The sequence below is a fragment of the Leptotrichia buccalis C-1013-b genome, assembly GCF_000023905.1.
GTDB classification, from domain to species: Bacteria; Fusobacteriota; Fusobacteriia; order Fusobacteriales; family Leptotrichiaceae; genus Leptotrichia; species Leptotrichia buccalis.
On sequence record NC_013192.1, the window covers coordinates 1,359,994 to 1,380,873 of the forward strand.

Sequence of the window (20,880 nt, forward strand, 5' to 3'; positions counted from 1 at the left end):
AATTTAAATTTATATTGAAATAAAATAAATTCTACAAAAAATAATAAAAAATAATATGGTATAATATAAGTAAATGATAAAAATATTCAGATTTGCAAAATAAGAACTAAAAATATATAAAATAAGGAGGAATTAGTATGTTTCAAAAATCTGAAAAAAAATTTATGAAAAGGAAAAGGTACAATAAAAAAATGTTCATTTTTCCTTTAATTGTTTGTGGTATCGGACTTATTATCTGTTTTATTGTTATTAGATTATTCCCAGATCCTTTGAATCCATTTGGAATTACAGGAATTATAGTGCTTAACTTAGGAACAATGTTGTTTTTTAACGCTTTAGTCAAGGAAAGGTATCGTTTAAAATTAAAACTATATTTTCCGCTGAACATGATTTTTCCAGCATATCGAATTGTGAAAGACTATGATCAGTTAACAAGTGACTTGAGTTCCTTTAAAGAAGTTTATAGTGACTTTATGAATAATGTAGACAGTAATAAAAGCAATAGCAGAATACAGGATTATGCCACACAAATGTTATGGCACTGCATTTATCTTCAAAAAAAACGTATGGAAAAACTAGGGGTACAGATAGATCTGGAATCCAGCAGACTTTCCTACTCATTATGTCCAGTTCGTTCTACTGTTTATTTTGATGGCAGATATAATGTCAATAATGTGTATGAAGAAATCTATGCTGTAAAAACTTTCCGTCATAAAAACCATAATATAAAAAAAGTTTATAATAAAGAAGTTGCCCATTACACATTTCTATCTGCAAAAAATGTGGGAAAAGGTGAAGTAGTATGTCCAAATTGTGGTAGCATTTCATCTAGAAGTAATTTGATTGATGGTTGTGATTTCTGTGGAACAAAATTTACCATTGAGGATTTAGATAATAGAGTAGCCAGCTTTGGATTCCGTCGTGATTTTCTAGTAATTGAAAAAAAACGTGAAGCAATAAAAAAAGTAATTTATCCATGGATTTTTTTTATTGCAATACTATCACATGCTTATTCAGGATTTCTTATTTTTTTTCTCCGTAATAGCAATCCTAATCTTTTTTTACGATTTTTATTATCATTGTTGGTTGCAGCTATGTTTGCATCTGTTGCATTTGTCCCTTTAATCTTTTCAATATGGTTTATTATACCTGTTGTTATTTTTTTCAATCTTTGCTTTAAATTCTTAAATAATGCCTTATATTCCAAACTTGTTTACCGTTCAAAAGAAGAGCAGGATCAAGAAAATAGAATGGCTCAGAAAGTGAGAAAAAGCGATCCGCTATTTTCTATCCAAAGTTTCTTTGGAGGAGTTCAAAATAAACTTTATGCAATTCATTTTGCAGTTAAAAAGAATCAGATTAATGCCTTTTCCGATTTAGAGCTTTCAATCAATTTATTAGAAAAATATGAAAAAGTCGTTGATATTGAAACAGTGTCCTTGTCTATGACTTCATATAGAATAGAAGAAGGTATTCAAATTGCAACCGTAATTGCATATTTATTACTTAGAAAATTTGAAAACAATAAGATAAAAACCAAAAAAGAATTTTTGAAAATACAACTTGAAAAAAGTGAACACTGCAAAACACAAGCGGTTTGTGGTCCATCTATTTTAAAATGTAAAAAATGTGGAGGCAATTTATCTCTCTTAGAAGGTAAAATTTGTAAATTTTGTGGAAATGAACTGGATATGAGAGAACACGACTGGGTAATTACAAAATACGATAGCATGGATAAATGGAAAAATCATCAGTAATTTTTATTATTAAATTACAGTTAAAACAATAGAAATATCGTTTTTTGTACAATAATAATTTTTCTAACTAAAAACTAAAAAATTTATAAAGGAGTATCAAATGCAGATAGACAGGTTATTCCAAATAGTTCTCATATTGCTAAATAAAAAAACTATAACTGCAAAAAAATTATCCGAACATTTTAATGTATCAATCCGAACAATATACAGAGATATAGAAGCTTTGAGCTTTGCCGGTATTCCAATTTATTCATTAAGAGGAAAAAATGGCGGAATTAGATTATTAGAAAGTTATATTCTAGATAAATCCCTACTTTCTTCAAAAGAACAAAATGAGATTCTTTATGCTTTAGAAAGTTTAAAGGCTTCTAATTATCCAGATGTTGATGAAGTACTAAAAAAATTAAACCTTATTTTTAACAAGTCTTCAGATGACTGGATAGAGGTTGATTTTTCCAGATACGGCTCTAACGATAACACTTTATTTAACAATATAAAAAAGGCTATATTAAACAGTCAGGCAGTAAAATTTACTTATTTCAATACTAATGGTGAAACTTCCCAAAGAACTGTCAATCCATTAAAAATCTGGTTCAAGGAAAAAGCCTGGTACTTATTCGCTTACTGTCAAAAAAAGAATGAGATCAGGCAATTCAAAATAAACAGAATAAAAAATTTAACTTTAACAAATGAATATTTTGAAAGAAGATCGATAAATTATAATATAAATAGCAACGACAATGATATTCCTAAAAAAATTGTAAAAATAATTGTAGAAGTAGATAAATCACAAGCATATCGTGTTTATGATGAATTTTCAGAAAAAAATATAAGCAAGACAGAAAATGGAAATTTTAAAGTAATAATGGAAAATTATGAAAATGAATGGCTTTATGGATATTTGCTTTCTTTTGGGGAATATTTAAAAATTATAACTCCTGAAAGAATAAAAAATATTTTATCACATAAAATTGAACAAATGAGAAAAAATTATCTATAAATAACAAATATATAAATTTTGAATATGACATACTGTAGTCATATTTCTTCTGCTATAATTAATTCAAATAAATTTAATAAGAGGTGATATATTATGAATTATGAAATTATACAAATGAACAAAAAAACTTTCATTGGATTTAAAACTCGAATAAAAGATGACGGAACAATACCTGAAAAAATTAGAAACTTATGGAAAAAATTATATTCTGAAAATGGAATAAACAGTATTAATAATCGAATTAACAATAATTCCATTGGAATGTATTATAATTACAATAATAAAAATGGATTTGAATATGATTTTTTTGCTGGGTGTGAAACAAATAATATTATTGAAAAAATTCCTGAAAATATGGTAAAAATAGACATACCTGAAGGAAAATATGCAAAATTTATTATTTTTGGAAACCCTGAAAGAGCAGTTAGTGAATTTTGGATTAATTTCTGGGAGAAATTTGAAAAAGAAAGTTCTGAGATAAGAAATTATACTTATGATTTTGAAGAATATATTGATGGTGATGATTATGAGAATATGGAAATTCATATTTATATTGGAATAAAATAAATTTGAATTTTATTTTTGTTATTTAGAAACAAATCTATATAAATACAGTTGCTCTACTTAATACTAAACCTCATTTAAATAACGAATTTATTACAAACTTTTTAATAAAGAATATAAACTTAATATTTTCAAGTAATTTAAGATATAATTTTAATCTTTTCAACAGAGTCTAGTATAAACTAATCCGTCGGAGCATTTTTCTGTGCTGGCAAAACTGTCTGAGCATAGTGAGTTTTTTGTCAGTACAGAAAATGTCGTAGCCTAGCCATAGGTTATTGCGTAGCAATCTTGCCACAATTTTAATTATTAGGACAAACCTTTACTGCAAGATAAGGTTTTGCGGCAATGAGCAATCCTACGAAAATAAAAAAGAAAAAAGTTAAATGATTATGAATTAACTATTGAACAATTCTATTATAAAAATTTATTCTCATTTTTAAATGGGGTTTAGTATCAGATACGCCCTAATAAAAAATAATGTGGTATAATACAAGTAAGTAATAAAAATATTCAGATTTGCAAAATAAGAACTAAAAATTATAGAAAATAAGGAGGGATTAGAATGTTTCAAAAATCTGAAAAAAATATTACGAAAAAGAAAAGTTACAATAAAAAAATGTTCATTTTTCCTTTAATTGTCTGTAGTATCGGACTTATTATCTGTTTTATTGGTGGTACTATTGGTGCTAAATTATTCCTACATGATCCTTCTAATCCATTTGTGCTTACAGGAAGTATCGTGCTTAGTTTAGGAACAGCGTTGTTTTTTGATGCTTTAGTCAAGGAAAAGTATCGTTTAAAATTAAAAATACGTTTTCCACTGAAGATGATTTTTTCAGCATACCCAATTTAAATAATTTTTATTATATTTCTTTATTGAACCATACTAATTAATCCAATAATAATTTTTCTAAAAAAAACAAGGGAGCAGTTTATTCACTCCCTATTTTCATATTTTATTTTCAAAATTTCTTATTTATTCAAAATATTATTTATTCTAGCCAACGTTCTTTCTTTACCAATAACCGCAATTACTGTGTACAAATCCGCTCCTCTGGCTTTTCCTGTAATAACCGCTCTAAGTGGCATTAATACTGCCGCTGGCCCTTCTCCAATTTCATCTTGCAATTCGTGCAGAATTTGTTTTGCTTCATCTTCTGAAATTTCTTCATTTAATTTATTGATTTTTTCGATAAACATTTGAATGGATTTTTTACCAGTTTCTGTTTCAAGTGAAGAAGTTAATCTTTCAATTGATTTTCTTTCCTTTTTGTTCATTCCTTCCTCAATTACTGGCAATTCAAATTTATCTTCAAAGTAAATTGCTGCATTTACTGGCAACTCTTTTAAGGTTTGCGATCCTTCTCTTGTAATTTCTACAATTCTTTTTAATTTTGCAAATTCTTCATCTGACAAGTTTTCATTTTCATAATAACCAGCTTGCACAAAATATGGAATTGCTAATTTTGTCAATTCATCCAGATCCTTTAATCTCATGTGATGATTATTTACCCATCCTAATTTAACTAGATCAAATACAGGTCCTCCAAGAGAAATTTTATCAAAAGAGAAATTTTGAATCATTTCATCAATAGTAAAAATTTCCTTATTTTCTCCAAAGCTCCATCCCATAAGTGCAAGGAAGTTTAACAATCCTTCTTTTAAATAACCTTCTTCTTTATAATAGTTTAGTGAAACTGGATTTTTTCTTTTTGAAATTTTAGTTTTGTCAGCATTTCTCAAAAGTGGCATGTGATACCATTTTGGCTCATCCCATCCAAATGCTTTGTATAATTGAATATGCTTAGGCGTAGAAGAAATCCACTCTTCTGCTCTTATAACGTGAGTTATTCCCATCAAATGATCATCAACAATATTTGCCAAATGATAAGTTGGGAATCCATCAGATTTTAATAAAACTTGATCGTCAATTTTACTGTTTTCAAATCTAATTTCTCCTCTTAATCCATCATTTACAACAGTTTCACCTTCATAAGGCATTTTAAGTCTAATAACATAAGGCTCTCCAGCCGCTAATTTTGCTTCCACTTCTTCTTTTGATAAGTTTCTGCAATGACCGTCGTATCCTGGTGCCTGTTTCATAGCCGCTTGTCTTTCTCTTAATTTTTGCAATCTTTCAGCAGTACAAAAACAGTAGTACGCTTCCCCTTTTTCCACCAATTGTTCAGCATAATCCTTATAAATCGAAAATCTTTCTGATTGTCTATAAGGCCCTGCTTCTCCCCCAACATCTGGACCTTCATCATAATTTAGCCCAAGCCATTTCATCGCATCAAAAATTTGCTGTTCTGAATCTCCTGAAAATCTCGTTCTATCTGTATCTTCTATTCTTAAAATAAAATCTCCGCTATTATGTTTTGCAAACGCATAATTAAATAGTCCAATGTAGGCAGTTCCTACGTGCGGATCTCCAGTTGGAGACGGTGCTATTCTAACTCTTACTTTTTTTTCTGACATTTTTTCTTTCGTTCTCCTATTCTATTTATTTTATTTTTTTACAATGATATATTTATTATAATTCTAAACACATATAGTTTCCAAATAAATCTAATATATTTCACATTTAAAATTTAGTCTTGTAAATTATTTTCTATGTATTCTACATATTTTTTAGCACTTTCAACAATTTTTTCCTCACTTAAATCAGGCATTACTCCAAATAACGAATAAATTGGCAATTCAATTCCTTCAACATAATTTATGCTCAATGAAAACGGTGCCAATACATTTTTTATTGTCAAACCGCTTGTTCCATCATATCTTGATGCAATTCCTCCTGCCGTTACTGCAACACCAATTTTTTTCCCTTTAAGCACTTTATCTTCATCATAATAAGCTGCTATAAATACTGTATCTATCCATTCCTTCAATAATGATGGACAGCTAAACCAGTACAAAGGAAACTGCAGTATCAAAGTTCCAGTTTCAGATAATAATTTTAATTCTTTTTCAACATCAATCTTTCCATCAGGATATTTTTCATAAATATTATATATTTCTACATTTGATAGTTTCTCAGCTTCTTCTTTAAAAATTTTATTCGCTCTTGAATTTTCCATATTAGGATGTGCTACAACTATTAATGTTTTTTTCATACTTATTTTTTTCCTTCTTTCTTTCAAATTTTTTATATTGGTTTTATTAATCATTTATTTTCAAAAACCATTATAGTTAATTTCAAAATTTTACTAAATTAAATTACTATATTTTAAAAATTCCTTTTTGCATTATATCATACGAAAATTTATATTTCAATCTTTTTCAAAGTCAAAAAAGAGAACAAATATAACTTTAATATTCTATTTCTTGGCTTTTTTCCAAATTTTTTCAGTCAATTTTAATGACATTTATTTCCCTTTATGTTTTTGTTTCTTTTTCTCCTGTTTCAATAAAAATTTTCTCTGTTTTTCAAGTTCTTTTTCTTGTTTTGTTTTTACTTTTCGTTCCTTTTTATTCTCTTCATATTGTAATTTTAGAATTTCTTCTGATTTTTTCAAAAATTTTTTACTTTGAAGTTCTTTTTTTATTTCTCGTTGTCTCCGTTTTGGATTTTTTGCTTTCTCCCTAAAATTTGACTTCATTTCATTACTAAATCGAAGATTATAAAACTTTTTTAATATAAAATCATAAATTTCATATTCTTTAGGTTCTGAACCAAAAGTTACTTTACAAACTGACAAATTATCATTTTCAAAATTTTCAAAAATTCCTACCCAAAACGGATTTTCAAAAAAAACTGTCAACTTTCCTGAAATCTTTTTCATAATTTCAGCCTCCTTAAAAAAATTTATAATAAAGAATGGACAACCTAAGGAGGCAGGTTACTTACATTACTGCGTCTGGACTACCAACCAGAACTGTGTTTTTATCTTTATCATTCTATATATTATCAAATAAAACTACTCAACAATCTCATAAACTTCCGAAAGTTCTGTTCTAGTTTTCGGAATAATCTCTTCATCTCTGTATCTAAAACTTATAAGATACGAAATTCTATATTTTTTCAAATCAAACACATCTTTTTTTAGAAAAATATTTTCTATTTTAAAATTTTATAGCTCTCTTATATTTAGAAAAACCTTGTCTTAGTGCATCTTTATATTCTTTATCTTCATATTGAATTTCCAAGAGATGAGAATGGTATGCAGCCTGACTAATTCTTTTATTTTGAACTTTATCATAAAATTCAACAAAGATAACTTTATATTTTATTCCTTTATTTTCACACCATTCACCAATGGTATCAATAATATCAGGTCTCCCAAGAGCAACTTCCTTTGCAGTCTGTTCTTTATTTTTTCCATCGGTAATAACTTCTATTATGTAAAATCTGCCATCTTTTGTCGCAGCTGTCAACCCTATTCTCTTAAATTTTTTACGTAATACATCCTTTATTTCCTTTACCTCTTTTTCAGTCAATTGCTTAGAATCATTGGTTTTGGACTTATTAAATTCTGGTATTTTTAATTCCATTAATGCCGTTTCATATTTTGCTTCTGCTTTTTCTAGTTTTTGCAAATATTCTTCCTGTTCTTTTTTACTAAGTTTATCAAAATCAGTTTTTTCCTCTTGATTTTGTTTCGCTTGCTCAGTAGTTGTATTTTTTTCAATTTTTTTATTTTTATCTACGCTATTTTTATTTTTATTTCCACATGAAAATGCCATTACTAAAGACATAATTAAAAAAATTTTTTTCATAAAAATCCTCTTTCTGTCAATAAATTAATTTATAATTACGAAATTTCCTATTTTATTTTTTCAAATCAAACACATCTTTTTTTAGAAAAATATTTCCTATTTTAAAATCTTGTGGCTCTTGCATATTTAGAAAAGCCTTCTTGCAATGCTTTTTTATAATCTTTATCTTCATATTCAATTTCTAAAATACGAGAATGATACATTGACTGACTAATTCGTTTATCTTGTTCTTTGTCAAAAAAAGCAACAAAGATAACTTTAAACTTTATTCCTTTACTTTTACACCATTCTCCAATAGTATCAGTAATATCGGGTCTTTCTATTGCTACTTCTTTCGCAGTTTGTTCTTTGTTTTTAGGATTAGTAACGTATTTACTTATAAAAAATCTTCCATCTTTTGTTACAGCTGTTACTCCTAAATTTTTAAAATTTTTTTTAAGAATTTTTTTTATTTCTTTTATATCACTTTTATTTAATTGTTTTGAATCATCATATCCATTAATTTTTAAATTCATTAATTCTTCTTCATATATTTTTTCTGTTTTATTTCCGACACATGACACCGTTAATAATAAAATTAACGCAATTAAAAGTCTTTTTTTCATTCAAAGCTCCTTTTTATTTTCTTCATATCGTAATTTTAGAATTTTTATAAATTACTCAATTATTTCCAAAACTTCTGTAAGCAGCTGTCTTATCTTTTTAGGTTGCTCTTCATCTCTATACCCAAAACTTACCATTACAGAAACTCCGTATTCATCCAAGTCAAGAAGTTCCATATCTGACAAATATTTTTCGACTTTTTCTTTATTAAATCCTTCAATTGCACAGCTGTCAATTCCCAAATAAGCTGCAACAGTCATCATATTTCCAAGTGCAATATAAGTTTGTTTTGAAGCCCAGTCAAAAAGAGTTCTTTCATTTTCCAATAAATTTAAATGAATTTCTTGAAATTTTGTAAACTTATCTTTCACAGCTTCAAACATCTCATCAGAAACTTTTTTCAAATTTTTCCAATTATCTTCAAAATATTTACTATCCCCAGTAACTCCTTTTCTCGCCAAGAGTATCACAATTTCAGTCGCTCCATTCAAACTGTTTAAAGCTCCCCAAGCAAATTTTCTAAAATCTTCTCTCATTTTTTCATTTCTCAAAAGCAAAAATTTCCAAGGCTCAAGTCCAAAAGAACTTGGCGACAATCTCGCACTTTCTATAATTGTTTTCAAGTCTTCTTCTGCGACTCTTTTTTCTGTACTAAACTTTTTACAGGCATATCTTTTGTTAAATACTTCCAAGATTTCTTCATTTTTTATCATTTCTATCACTTCTTTCTCTATTATGTCTAATTGTTAGAATACATCTGAAAATTCAAAATTTACGTTATTTTTAATTTTTTTCTCTTAAAAATTATAAATTATTACTCAACAACCTCATAAACCTCCGAAAGTTCTCTTCTAGTTTTCGGAGTAATTTCCTCATCCCTATACCCAAAACTCACAAAATACGAAATTCCATATTCCTTCAAATCAAACACACCTTTTTCAGAGAAGTATTTTTCAGCCACTTCTTTATTAAACCCTTCAATCGCACAGCTGTCAATCCCAAGAGCTGCAGCCATATTCATCATATTTACCATTGCAATGTAAGTCTGTTTTGAAGCCCAGTCAAATAATGCTCTTTCACTTTCCAGCAATTTAAAATGCTCTTTTTGAAATTTTGTAAAAGCTTCTTTTCTAATTTTCAAGTTTTCTTCAGAAATATTTTTTATTTCTTTCCCAATTTTTTCAAAATACTCACTATCACCAGTAACACCTTTTCTAGCCAGCACCATAATAATATGGCTCGCCCCGTTCAAGCTGTTAATCGCTCCCCAAGCAAACTCTCTCATATCATTCAGCATTTCCTCATTTTTCACAAGAATAAATTTCCAAGGCTCAAGCCCGAACGAACTAGGAGAAATTCTACCTGCCTCAATAATTGTCATAAAATCTTCGTCTGAAACAACTTTTGTCTTATCATATTTTTTGCACGCATATCTTCTGTTAAATATTTCAAATATTTCCTTTTTTGTTAATTCTTTATCTTTTTGCATTTTTATCACTTCTTTCTATTTTTTTATTTATTCAAGAAATTATTTTCCATTTTAAAACTTTGTAGCTCTTGAATGTTCAGAAAATCCTTCTTTAAGTGCATTTTTATAATCTTCATCTTCATATTGAATTTGTAAAATATGAGAATAATAAATAGAACGACTAATCTCTTTATTCTGTTTTTTATCATAAAATTGATTAATTATAAATTTAAACTCTATACCCTTTTCCTCACACCATTTTCCAATAGTATTAATAATATTCATTCTATCAACAGCAACTTCTTTTCCTGTTAATTCTTTATTTTTACTATCGGTTACGTTTTTTCTTATAAAAAATCGTCCATCCTTTGTTATCGCTGTCAATTCCAAATTATCAAATTTTTCCCGAAGTATTTTTTTTATCTCCTTTACATCATTCTCGCTAAATTGTTTAGAACTATCATGTCCTCTAACCTCAATATTCATTAATTCTTTTTCATATATTTTTTCTTCTTTGTTACCGCAGGAAACCAAAAATAATAACAGCAATAAAAATAAGCCTTTTTTTACCATGCAATAAATCCCTTCTTTCAAACTTTCAAATTTTTATTGATTTTTGATTTTCTCCAGCACACCCTCATCAAACTTCCCAGCTCGCAACATCTCAATCTCAAATTTATACGGCGGAACTTTTTTAGCTTTTTTATCATCGCTCAAAGCCACATAAGGTGTTTCCAGAATTTTTGGCAAATGAGAAAATTTTTCAAAATGTGCAATTTTATTTAACACTTCAAAGCCAATGTTTCCAAATCCCAAGTTTTCGTGCCTATCTTTTTTCGCTCCACACACATTTTTACTGTCATTTAAGTGAATTACAGAAATCCTGTCAATTCCGACAATTTTGTCAAACTGCTCAATAACTCCTTCAAAATCATTTACAATATCATATCCAGCATCATGAACATGGCAAGTATCAAAACAAACTGTCAGTTTATCCTTTAATTTTACACCGTCAATAATTTTTGCAATTTCTTCAAAACTTCTTCCACATTCTGTACCTTTTCCAGCCATCGTTTCAAGTGCTACAGTCGTTTTCTGATCTTTTGTCAAAACTTCATTCAATCCTTCAATAATCTTATTAATCCCAACTTCTTCACCTTCTCCAACGTGAGCACCTGGATGAAGAACTATTCTTTTCGCTCCAATGGCATCTGTCCTTTCAATCTCCGTTCTCAAAAACTGCACCGCAATCTCAAATGTTTCAGGCTTTACCGCATTCCCAAGATTAATTATATAAGGAGCATGCACAACAATATCATCAATATCAATATTATGCTCCTTCATAAGTTTAAGCCCAGCCTCAATATTCAGCTCATCAATCGGCTTTCTCCGTGTATTCTGTGGTGCTCCAGTATAAATCATAAAAGTATTTGATCCATAAGAAACCGCTTCTTTTACTGAACCTAAAAACATATCTTTTCCGCTCATTCCCACATGTGATCCAATTTTAAAAATTTCTTTTTTCGACATTTCTTTTTTACCTTTCTTTATTTCTATTGTTTCTTTTTTCTCTTTAAAACAGGAAGTTCATCATACATCGTTTTAAATAATTCCTTCAAAAACTCTTTATTTTCAACATTATCAACCAGCAACATTTCCTTTGCCCCTTCATAAGGAACTTCATGTAAAGCATTCGGCATAAGTTCTTTCGCCGATTTTACAGCCTTCACAAGAAACCTGTCATCATAAATTCCGCCAATAACTTTTTCCCTATAATAAAGAATATATTCCCCCATCATCGCTCTATATCTAACATTTTCCACTTCTGACAACTGTTCCAATACAAAATTCAAATATTCCTTACTTGAAGCCATATTTCATCACCTATTTTTATTCTAATTTTTAATCAGTTACAATATACAATCAATCCATTACGTTCATTCTTCACAGTTTCACAAAATTGATAATCCAAACAGATTTTGTCTTACTATTCTTTTAATTCTAAATATTTTCCATATTATATTTTCTTCTAAATCTATTTAACTCTTATAGATTATCTTCCTAATTCTTTATTAAGTCTTCCGAAATTTCATCATCTGGAACATACTTTGTCATAAATTTAGTTTCTCTTTCTGCCGTTTTAAAAAATCTCTGTAAAACATCTTTTGCAATATTGTCGTATATTTTTATATCCAGCTTTTCTGATAATTCCTTCTGTAATTCAAAATACGGTGGCATATCGTCTCCATAAGCATCTTCAAATTGCTCTTGTCCTTTAGGTTCTGATTCTTCCACCTTTTTTTCAAGGGCTTCAAGATTTTCCAAATATTTCCTGTCTGCATAATTTAACCAGAAATTTGCACAATTCAGCAATAATTCAAACCATTCCACCAAATTTTCAGCAATTCTCCCACACTCAAGCGGAAAATCAAAGCAAACATATCCAATACTGCCATCTTCCAGCAAAATATAAGCTCCAGCTCCACCATCTTCGGCCAAAACTTTTCCATCAATATTAAATTCATAATCTGGATATTCCTCTTTTACTGATGTCAATTCTTTAAACTCCAATGCAAATAATGCTTCTGTTTTTTCTCTCAGTTCATCATTTTCTAAAATCATTTTAAATAACTCATTTTGAGTATATTTTTTATTTCTTGTCAATTTTTCTGTATTATCAAACATAAACTTCTCCATTCTACAAACTCTCCAATTTCTCCCTCATCTTATACAAAAATATCCCTGTCGCTACACTCACATTCAATGATTCTATATTCCCATAAATTGGAATAATCGCCTTTATATCAGAATTTTCTATCAGATATTCAGACACTCCGCCACCTTCGTGTCCAAAAATAAATGCATTATTTTCCCTCAATTCAATTTTTTCATAGGAAATTGAATCTTCGTGTAAAGCAGTCGCTATTTTTAAATAATTTTTATTATTCAAAAATTCCACAATTTTTTCAGGTGTTTCATAAATTATGTTTAACTTGAAAATTCCGCTCATTGTAGCACGTACTGTCTTTGGATTATAAACATCTACTGAACCCTTTGTCAGAATTAAATTCTGAAAGTTTGCGGCAATCATTGTTCTAATGATAGTTCCGGCATTTCCTGGATCCTGAATATCATCCAGAATTACAACATCACCCTGTATATCCTCAATTGTATTTAAATTTTTAGAATACAGGAATATTATTCCCTGACTATTTTCCTGAGTTGAAACTTCATCAAACAGATTATCCTTCAAAATTGTCAAGTTATCATGCTTAGAAATTTTATATTTTTCATCAAAATATTCAAATTTCGATTCCTTTACAATAATTTTATTAAAATTAATATTCTCATTTAAAAACTTTTCCCCTTCAGCCTTAAAAATACTGTTTTCATCACGATACTTCTTTTTATCCAGCTTTTTTAACAATTTATAAAATTTGTTATCTGGACTTGCTATTACATCTCTCATTTTTTATTTTTTCACTTTCTACTTATTTAAAAGTACAAAAATCCCAATCTATTCAATTCATAAAGCTCAATTTTAGAGGGATTTCTGTATAATTTAAAATATTTATATTTAATTATTGTTCACAACTGTCTGTGTATTTATAAATTTTATTTTTATCTTTTATTATATCTTCACCATCTATAGTAAATGCAGCAAAACTTTCAACGTCTGCACCTTTAACTTCCTTAGTTCCACAATATACTTTATTTTTATCTTTTGCATAACCTGCCATATATTGTACAAATGATGGAATATCAGCATTTTCAACTTTAGATAAAATATTATTTGGAGTTAATTTAGCTAATCCATTAAAATAATAAACTCCATTTTTATCTTGAAAATAACCAGTATAATTTGAATTAATTAATTCATAAAAACCGTTATTAGAATATTTAAAGGTCTTGCTGTCAAAGTTTAAAGGCATTATTTCATATTTTTCATTTCCAATTTTCCCTTTCAAATAATAAACATTATTTTTATCTTTTATGAAAGAAACAAAATCTTCATGATTTTTAAATACAAATTTGTTTCCAACAAACTCCAATCCATCTGGACTTACACCGTTTATTTTATTTCCATAATAATAAACATTGTTTTTGTCTTTTGAAAATTCATCATTCAAAACCTTAAAACTGTTTCTATCTGCATCCGCTATTTTTTTCAAGCCCATTTTATACAATTCATTTTCGTAATACACATTATTTTTATCATGGAAATAATTTTCCCAGTAATCAAATATTTCAAAAGTTTTAGAATCTACTTTAGGATTTTTTACTGCAACTACTTTTACACTTTTCAGTTTATCAGTTTTTTCATCATATACTGTAACAAGTTTATATATATTTTTACTATCACTCAAAAAATTAAGTGGTATATTTCGTCTATTAACAAGCCTTACAACTTTAAAGCCATTTGGGCTTATATCATTTAGTTTTCTTCCTCTATAATAAACATTTTTTTTATCATATGAAAAATCTTCATCTTCTACAATAGTAAAACTATTTTTATCTACATCTTGTAATTGGATAACATCCATTCTTGTATAATAAATATTATTTTTATCTTTAGAATAATTGCTATCTTTCATTACTTCAAAAGTATCTTTATCAGCGTTTTTTATTATAAGATACCCAGTTTCTTTGTATGGTGTTATGGCATATATGTTTTCATTATCTTTTCCATAAATAATCGTACTTGAATTACTTGAATTATTTTTTATTATTTCAAATTCTTCAGGATTTTTTATACCTAATTTTTCTCCAGAATAAAATATTTCATTTCCATTTTTAACCAAATCATTATCCAAAACTTTAAAATCTTTTTCATTTATTTTCCCAAGATTTTTAACATCTCCAAAGTAATAATACAGGTTATTCTTATCTCTGGCGTAATTTGTTCCAGAAACTTCCTTAAAAGTTTGGGGATCTGCACCTTTTACAATGTCTAATCCAGCATACACATTTTTATCATCTTTGGAATATGATCCGTCTGAAATCACCTTAAATGTTTTTGGATTCGCACCTTCAATTTTTTCTCCTGAATAATAGACTGCATTTTTGTCTTTTGCATAACTACGGTCTCCTTCCAGAACCACAAACGAATTTACATCTGCATTTAAAATTTTATCTGAATCATAGAATACATTTTTATCATCTTTTGAATAATATTGACTCAAAACTTTTATTGTTTTGGGATTTGCCCCGTTTATTTTCCGAATCCATTCGTTAATTGGACTGTAAACATTATTTTTATCTTTTGAATAATTGTTTGGTAGCACTTCAAAAGTTTTAATGTCCACATCTTCAAATGATTTATTTCCCAGAAAATAAACGCTTTTATTATCTTTTGCATATTTATCATTCAATATTTTAAATGTATTCAAATCCACATTTTCAACTTTAAATCCTGTTTCATCTTCTTTAGAAAATTTATAATAAATTTCATTATCCTTTTTCACATATTCTGCCATTCCTAAATTAGCTAAAATAAACACCCCTAATAAAACTTTAAAAAATTTTCTTTTCATAAAAATTCCTCCAAATCTTTTTACAAATAATTTATTCAATAAATGTTTAAAAATATTTAAAACTCTTCAAAATTGAACTAGATAATTAAAAAGAATTTTAGTAGAATAATTATGATTTCTAAATTCTTTTTCAAAGCAGTTTTATCAAAATATAAATCAAAATAATTTTAATTTTTTATTCACAACCATTTTCATAAATTCTATTCTTATCTTTAACTACAATTCTATCATCCGTATAAAATATAACAAAACTTTCTGCATCCGCCTCTTCAATTTCCTTATTTTTACAATACACCCTATTCTTATCTTTTGAATAACCAAATTGAAGTTCCCTGAATGTCGGAATATCTACGCCTTCTATTTTAAAAAACAGTTTATTTTGAATATTCTCATTTTTCTTTGTGTCCAATGTTTCCAAATTTGAATAATCAAAATAATAGATTCCATTTTTATCTTTAAAATATCCGCTACGTTTATGAACAGGCTTAAAGGAACTGCTGTCAAAATTTAAAGGTATAAGTTTATATTTTTTTTCTTCATTTTTAGCTTTCAAGAAATAAACATTATTTTTATTTTTAAAAATTATAGCATTTTCATCTAAAATTTCAAATCCATCAGAATTTACGCCTTCCAATTTATTTCCATTATAAAAAACATTCTTATTATCTTTTCCAAAATTTGCTTCAAGACTTATAAAACTATTCCTATCTGTACCTTCTAACCTTTTTAGCGCCTTGTAATCTGCATCATAATAATAAATATTACTTTTATCCCTATAATAATTTGTAAAAAACTTTTTCACTGATTCAAAACTTGTAATATCTACTTTTGGATTTTTCACAGCAACCAGTTTAGTTTTTACAATTTCATCAGTATCTTCATCAAAAATAGTAATCAACTTATATAAATTTTTATTATCAGCCAAAAAATAAAAGGATTCATTTTGATTATTCAAATTTATAATTTTAAATCCATCAGAATTTATCCCATTTATTTTCTTTCCCCTAAAATAAACATTATTCTTGTCATAAGAAAAGTCAACTTCTTCCGTAATTATAACAAAACTACCCTTATCAGCACCTTCTAGCTTTATAATATTATCCCTTGTAAAATAAATATTATTTTTATCTTTTGTATACATGCTGTTTTCCATTACTTCAAAAGAATTTACGTCTGCATTTTTTATTACTTTACTTGAATAAGTTTTATCAAATTTTGAAATTGCATATACATTTTTATCATCTTTTCCGTAAATTAAATTTGGGAAGTTATAATATTTGCTCAAAATTATTTCAAAAGTTTCTGGACTTTTTATATTTAATTTTTTCCCTTCTGCAAAAATTTTATTCCCATTTTTTATCAAGTCAACTCCATCAGAATACAAAATTTTAAGATTTTTATTATCAATTTTATCAATTTTCACTTCCTGATAGTAAAGATTATTTTTATCCTTTGAATAATAATCTGTTCCAGAAAGCCTTTCAAAAGTTTTCAAATCAGCCTCTTTTATTTTCCGTCCTCCTATAAAGACACTGTTTCTATCTTTTGAATACATCTGAACAAGATTGTTAGGCTCTAAAATTATTTCAAAAGATTTTGCATCAGCTCCCTTTAGTTTTTCGCCAAGATAGTAGACATTATTTTTATCTTTTCCATAAGATGCATTTTCTTCCATCACTTCAAAAGTAGTCGCATCGGCATTTTCTATTTTTTGACCAAAATTCAGAAATACATTTTTATCATCCTTCAAATAAACCTGATTTAATATTTTTATCGTATCAGGATTCGCATCTTTTATTTTATCAGAGCCACTGTACACATTATTCTTGTCTTTTGCGTAATAATCAGGCATTATTATCTGAAATGTACTTTTATCAACATCATATATCGGCGTTCCAGCATAATAGATATTATACTTGTCCTTTGAATAACCTTGATCAATTACCTCAAAACTATTCAAATCCTGAACATACTCAACTTCAAAAAAACTTCCTCCAATATACAATTTGCCATTATTTCTGAAATACAAAAGTTTGTCCTTATTTTTATAAAGTTTGAAATCTTTCGGATTTATCTCCATTTTTTCATCATACTTATAAATATATTTTTTATCTTTTCCATTAACTTCCCCAATTACCTGAAAAGTCTTAACATCAGCACCTTCTAACTTCTTATCAAAATAAAAAACACTTTTCCCATCTTTCCCATAAACATCATTTAATTTTACGAATGTCTTAAAATCCGCATTTTCTACTTTTCTCTCATCAGCCTGCTCCGTTTCATCCTTATAGTAAACAGCATTATCTTTTTTTATATATTCAGCCATTCCCAGATTTGCCACAAGAAAGACAAGCATTACAATTTTAGAAAGTTTACTTTTCATAAAATTTCCTCCAAATCCTTTTACAAATAATTTATTCGACAAACACTTAGAAATATTTAAAACTCTTCAAATTTGAATCAGATAATTAAAAAGAATTTTAGAAAGATAATTATGATTTCTAAATTCTGTTTTAAAGTAATCTTACTAAAATATAAATAAAATAATTTTTACTTGTCACTCACAATCATTTTCATAAGTCCTATTTTTATCCTTAACTACAACTCCCTCATCTTCCAGCACGACAGTAAAGCTTGGTACATCCACCCCTTTAAATTCCTTATCTTCACAATAAACTCTATTCTTATCTTTTGAATAACCATATCCAAATGCTTTAAATGTTGGAATATCAGCTCCTTCGAGTTTAATAAAAGCATTTTGCACATTCTTCGATTCCGAATTTAACAGTTTGCCATAATCAAGATAATAAATTCCATTTTTATCTTTAAAATAATTACTTGTATCCTTATTCGCTATATCAAATGAAGCACTGTCAAAATTTAAAGGTACTATCTCATAATCTCCTTCTCCAGTTTCATCTTTCAAAAAATATACACCATTTTTATTTTTTGCAATATCTGGACCAACAAATTTAAATCCTTCTGAGCTGATATTTCTAATTTGCTTCCCAAGATAATAGACATTTTTATTATCTTTTGCGAAAAAATTATCCATTTCAACAAAGCTGTTTCTATCACCACCATCGACCTTTCTCAGTTCTTTTTTATTCATATCATAATAAAAAACGCTGTCCTTGTCTTTATAATAACTTCCCGTATCTTCTTTAACAATCTCAAAACTCGGAGCATCTACTTTTACATTCGTTACAATAACCAATTTTGTATTTTTCAATTTATACGTTTCAGGATCAAATTCATAAATAAATTTATATAAATTTTTACTATCTGTCAATAGTGCAAATGTTACAGAATCCCCAGAATTAACAGCTAAATCAATTATTTTAAATCCTTTTGGACTTATTCCATCTATCTTTTTCCCATAAAAATACACACTGTTCTTATCGTATGAAAAGCCATTTTTTCCGATAGTAAAACTGTCTTTATCTACATCTTTTATTTTTACAACATCAGAATGGGTAAAATAAATATTATTTTTATCTCGTGAATATGCACCTATTTCCATTATTTCAAAAGAGTTTATATCCGCATCTTTTATTACTTTACTACGAATTTTTTGTCCATTTCCTATAATTACATATATATTTTTGTCATTTTTTCCATAAATTATATTTGGATTATTGTAATAATCATTTTTTATTATTTTAAAATTTTCTGGATTTTCTATATCAAGCCTATTTCCATTAGCATAAATTCTGTTTCCATTTATTATAATACCAAAGATTCCTGCACTCATAATTTTTAAGTTATCTTTAATTTCATCAATTTTCTTCCCAGAATAATATAAATGCTTTTTATCCTTTGAATAAGACGGTTTTTCTTTTATAATTTCAAAAGTCTCTGGATTAGCTCCCTCTATAATGTATGTTTCCAAATAAACATTATTCTTATCTTTTGAGTAATGATTAAAAAATTCTTCTGAAATTACCTGAAAAGTTTTTACATCGGCTTTTTTTATTTTTTCTCCCATTAAATACACATTGTTTTTATCTTTTCCGTAGTATTGTCCTAATGCTTCAAAAGACTTAACATCCGCATTTTTAAGTGTATTACTAAAAGAAAAATTTGAAAAAACAGTTTTATCGTCTTTTACATATGCAATATTCAAAACTTTTATTGTTTTGGGATTTGCTCCTTTAATTTTTTTATGTCCTGAATACACGCTATTTTTATCTTTAGCGTAGTAATTTGGCATTATTATCTGAAAAGTATCCATATCCACATCAGACAAAGTTACGCCACCATAATAAATATTATGTTTATCTTTTGAATATTCATCATCCAGTATTTCAAAAGTATCTAAATCTTCCACAGTAGTATTTTCTAAAAATGTACCTGCCTCGTATAATTTCCCGTTATTTCTAAAATATCTTATTTTATCTTTATTTTTATAAAGTTGAAAATCTTTCGGATTTACTTCCATTTTTTCATCATACCGATAAATATATTTCTTATCTTTTCCCAATTCATCGCTAATCGCTTGAAACGTCTTAACATCAGCATTATCTAGTTTTCTATCCTCATAAAAAACATTTTTACTATCTTTTCCATAAATCTTATTCAGCTCTACAAATGTCTTAAAATCGGCATCATTTACCTTTTTCTCATCAGATTGCCATATTTCATCCTTATAGTAAACAGCATTATTTTTTTTTATATATTCAGCCATTCCCAGATTTGCCACAAGAAAGACAAAAATTACAATTTTAGAAAGTCTGCTTTTCATGCACTTCCTCCATAATTTTAGAAAATTTTACTATTTTTATTTCAATGTAACTGGCAATTTTTCTCCACCTAAAATATGGTAATGAATATGATAAACTTCCTGTCCGCCATTGTCCCCAATGTTAGTTATAACTCTATATCCATCTTTATCTAATTCCAAAATTCTAGCCACTTTAGCCACAGTCAGCTGCAATTTACCAAGCAGTAAAGCATCTTCCTCAGTTGCCGCATCTAAATTTTTAATTTCCTTTTTTGGAATTACAAGCACGTGAACTTTTGCTGCTGGATTTATATCATGAAAAGCCAAGAACTCATCATCTTCATATACAATATTTGCTGGTATTTCCTTATCTATTATCTTTTTAAAAATTGTTGACATAAAAATCACTTCCTTATTTTATTTTTTAAATATTTTTTTTAATAGATGTATTCAAAAACTCAATGTTTTTTTATTTTAATAAGGGGTCAAGACCCCTTGCTTCATAATAT

Annotated in this window: 20 protein-coding genes; 4 read left to right on the top strand and 16 right to left on the bottom strand. The window is 27.5% G+C overall.

What is annotated here, in order from left to right:
* Positions 1-137 precede the first annotated feature (137 nt).
* The 4 genes from LEBU_RS06315 (at position 138) to LEBU_RS06330 (ending at position 4,177) form a co-directional block, all read left to right on the top strand.
* A complete protein-coding gene (locus LEBU_RS06315) occupies positions 138-1,757 on the top strand; it encodes a hypothetical protein (RefSeq protein ID WP_015769507.1) in 1,620 nt (539 codons plus the stop codon).
* Between the two features lie 100 nt (positions 1,758-1,857).
* Entirely contained in the window at positions 1,858-2,757 is a 900-nt protein-coding gene (locus LEBU_RS06320) for a helix-turn-helix transcriptional regulator (RefSeq protein WP_015769508.1), read from the top strand.
* A gap of 93 nt (positions 2,758-2,850) precedes the next feature.
* Positions 2,851-3,324: a GyrI-like domain-containing protein gene (locus LEBU_RS06325; protein ID WP_015769509.1), complete on the top strand. Its 474-nt coding sequence runs from the start codon at positions 2,851-2,853 to the stop codon at positions 3,322-3,324.
* Positions 3,325-3,886: 562 nt separating this feature from the next.
* The gene (locus LEBU_RS06330; RefSeq protein WP_015769510.1) at positions 3,887-4,177 is read left to right on the top strand and encodes a hypothetical protein; all 291 of its coding nucleotides are present in this window, start codon (positions 3,887-3,889) and stop codon (positions 4,175-4,177) included.
* Positions 4,178-4,296: 119 nt separating this feature from the next.
* On the opposite strand, the gene gltX is transcribed toward LEBU_RS06330, so the two are convergent.
* The 16 genes from gltX to LEBU_RS06410 all read right to left on the bottom strand — a co-directional run bounded on the left by gltX (position 4,297) and on the right by LEBU_RS06410 (position 20,770).
* Complete coding sequence (gene gltX / locus LEBU_RS06335; RefSeq protein WP_015769511.1) at positions 4,297-5,802, bottom strand: glutamate--tRNA ligase; 1,506 nt, start codon at positions 5,800-5,802, stop codon at positions 4,297-4,299.
* Positions 5,803-5,915: 113 nt separating this feature from the next.
* The gene (locus LEBU_RS06340) at positions 5,916-6,440 is read right to left on the bottom strand and encodes an NAD(P)H-dependent oxidoreductase (protein WP_015769512.1); all 525 of its coding nucleotides are present in this window, start codon (positions 6,438-6,440) and stop codon (positions 5,916-5,918) included.
* A 252-nt stretch (positions 6,441-6,692) separates the two neighbouring features.
* A complete protein-coding gene (locus LEBU_RS06345; RefSeq protein ID WP_015769513.1) occupies positions 6,693-7,109 on the bottom strand; it encodes a YjdF family protein in 417 nt (138 codons plus the stop codon).
* 280 nt (positions 7,110-7,389) lie between these two features.
* Positions 7,390-8,043 carry a hypothetical protein gene (locus LEBU_RS06350; protein ID WP_015769514.1) on the bottom strand — a complete coding sequence of 218 codons (654 nt, stop codon included), beginning with the start codon at positions 8,041-8,043 and terminating at the stop codon, positions 7,390-7,392.
* A gap of 101 nt (positions 8,044-8,144) precedes the next feature.
* Positions 8,145-8,648 (bottom strand): hypothetical protein, encoded by a 504-nt coding sequence (locus tag LEBU_RS06355; protein WP_015769515.1) that lies wholly within the window; start codon positions 8,646-8,648, stop codon positions 8,145-8,147.
* Positions 8,649-8,699: 51 nt separating this feature from the next.
* Positions 8,700-9,359, bottom strand: a complete 660-nt coding sequence (locus tag LEBU_RS06360; RefSeq protein ID WP_015769516.1) for an NAD(P)H-dependent oxidoreductase — start codon at positions 9,357-9,359, stop codon at positions 8,700-8,702.
* Between the two features lie 101 nt (positions 9,360-9,460).
* Positions 9,461-10,135, bottom strand: coding sequence for an NAD(P)H-dependent oxidoreductase (locus LEBU_RS06365; RefSeq protein WP_015769517.1), 675 nt, complete (start codon positions 10,133-10,135; stop codon positions 9,461-9,463).
* Positions 10,136-10,186: 51 nt separating this feature from the next.
* On the bottom strand, positions 10,187-10,687 hold the full coding sequence (locus tag LEBU_RS06370; protein WP_015769518.1) for a hypothetical protein: 501 nt from the start codon (positions 10,685-10,687) through the stop codon (positions 10,187-10,189).
* A gap of 33 nt (positions 10,688-10,720) precedes the next feature.
* On the bottom strand, positions 10,721-11,644 hold the full coding sequence (locus LEBU_RS06375; RefSeq protein WP_015769519.1) for a deoxyribonuclease IV: 924 nt from the start codon (positions 11,642-11,644) through the stop codon (positions 10,721-10,723).
* A 23-nt stretch (positions 11,645-11,667) separates the two neighbouring features.
* Positions 11,668-11,988 carry a TfoX/Sxy family protein gene (locus LEBU_RS06380; RefSeq protein WP_015769520.1) on the bottom strand — a complete coding sequence of 107 codons (321 nt, stop codon included), beginning with the start codon at positions 11,986-11,988 and terminating at the stop codon, positions 11,668-11,670.
* 187 nt (positions 11,989-12,175) lie between these two features.
* Entirely contained in the window at positions 12,176-12,799 is a 624-nt protein-coding gene (locus LEBU_RS06385; RefSeq protein ID WP_157859514.1) for a hypothetical protein, read from the bottom strand.
* 13 nt (positions 12,800-12,812) lie between these two features.
* Positions 12,813-13,583, bottom strand: coding sequence for a TrmH family RNA methyltransferase (locus LEBU_RS06390; RefSeq protein WP_015769522.1), 771 nt, complete (start codon positions 13,581-13,583; stop codon positions 12,813-12,815).
* Positions 13,584-13,695: 112 nt separating this feature from the next.
* Positions 13,696-15,648, bottom strand: coding sequence for a DKNYY domain-containing protein (locus LEBU_RS06395; protein ID WP_015769523.1), 1,953 nt, complete (start codon positions 15,646-15,648; stop codon positions 13,696-13,698).
* A gap of 175 nt (positions 15,649-15,823) precedes the next feature.
* Positions 15,824-18,031 carry a DKNYY domain-containing protein gene (locus LEBU_RS06400; protein WP_015769524.1) on the bottom strand — a complete coding sequence of 736 codons (2,208 nt, stop codon included), beginning with the start codon at positions 18,029-18,031 and terminating at the stop codon, positions 15,824-15,826.
* A gap of 174 nt (positions 18,032-18,205) precedes the next feature.
* Positions 18,206-20,392, bottom strand: a complete 2,187-nt coding sequence (locus tag LEBU_RS06405; protein WP_015769525.1) for a DKNYY domain-containing protein — start codon at positions 20,390-20,392, stop codon at positions 18,206-18,208.
* A gap of 36 nt (positions 20,393-20,428) precedes the next feature.
* A complete protein-coding gene (locus tag LEBU_RS06410) occupies positions 20,429-20,770 on the bottom strand; it encodes a histidine triad nucleotide-binding protein (protein WP_015769526.1) in 342 nt (113 codons plus the stop codon).
* Positions 20,771-20,880 lie beyond the last annotated feature (110 nt).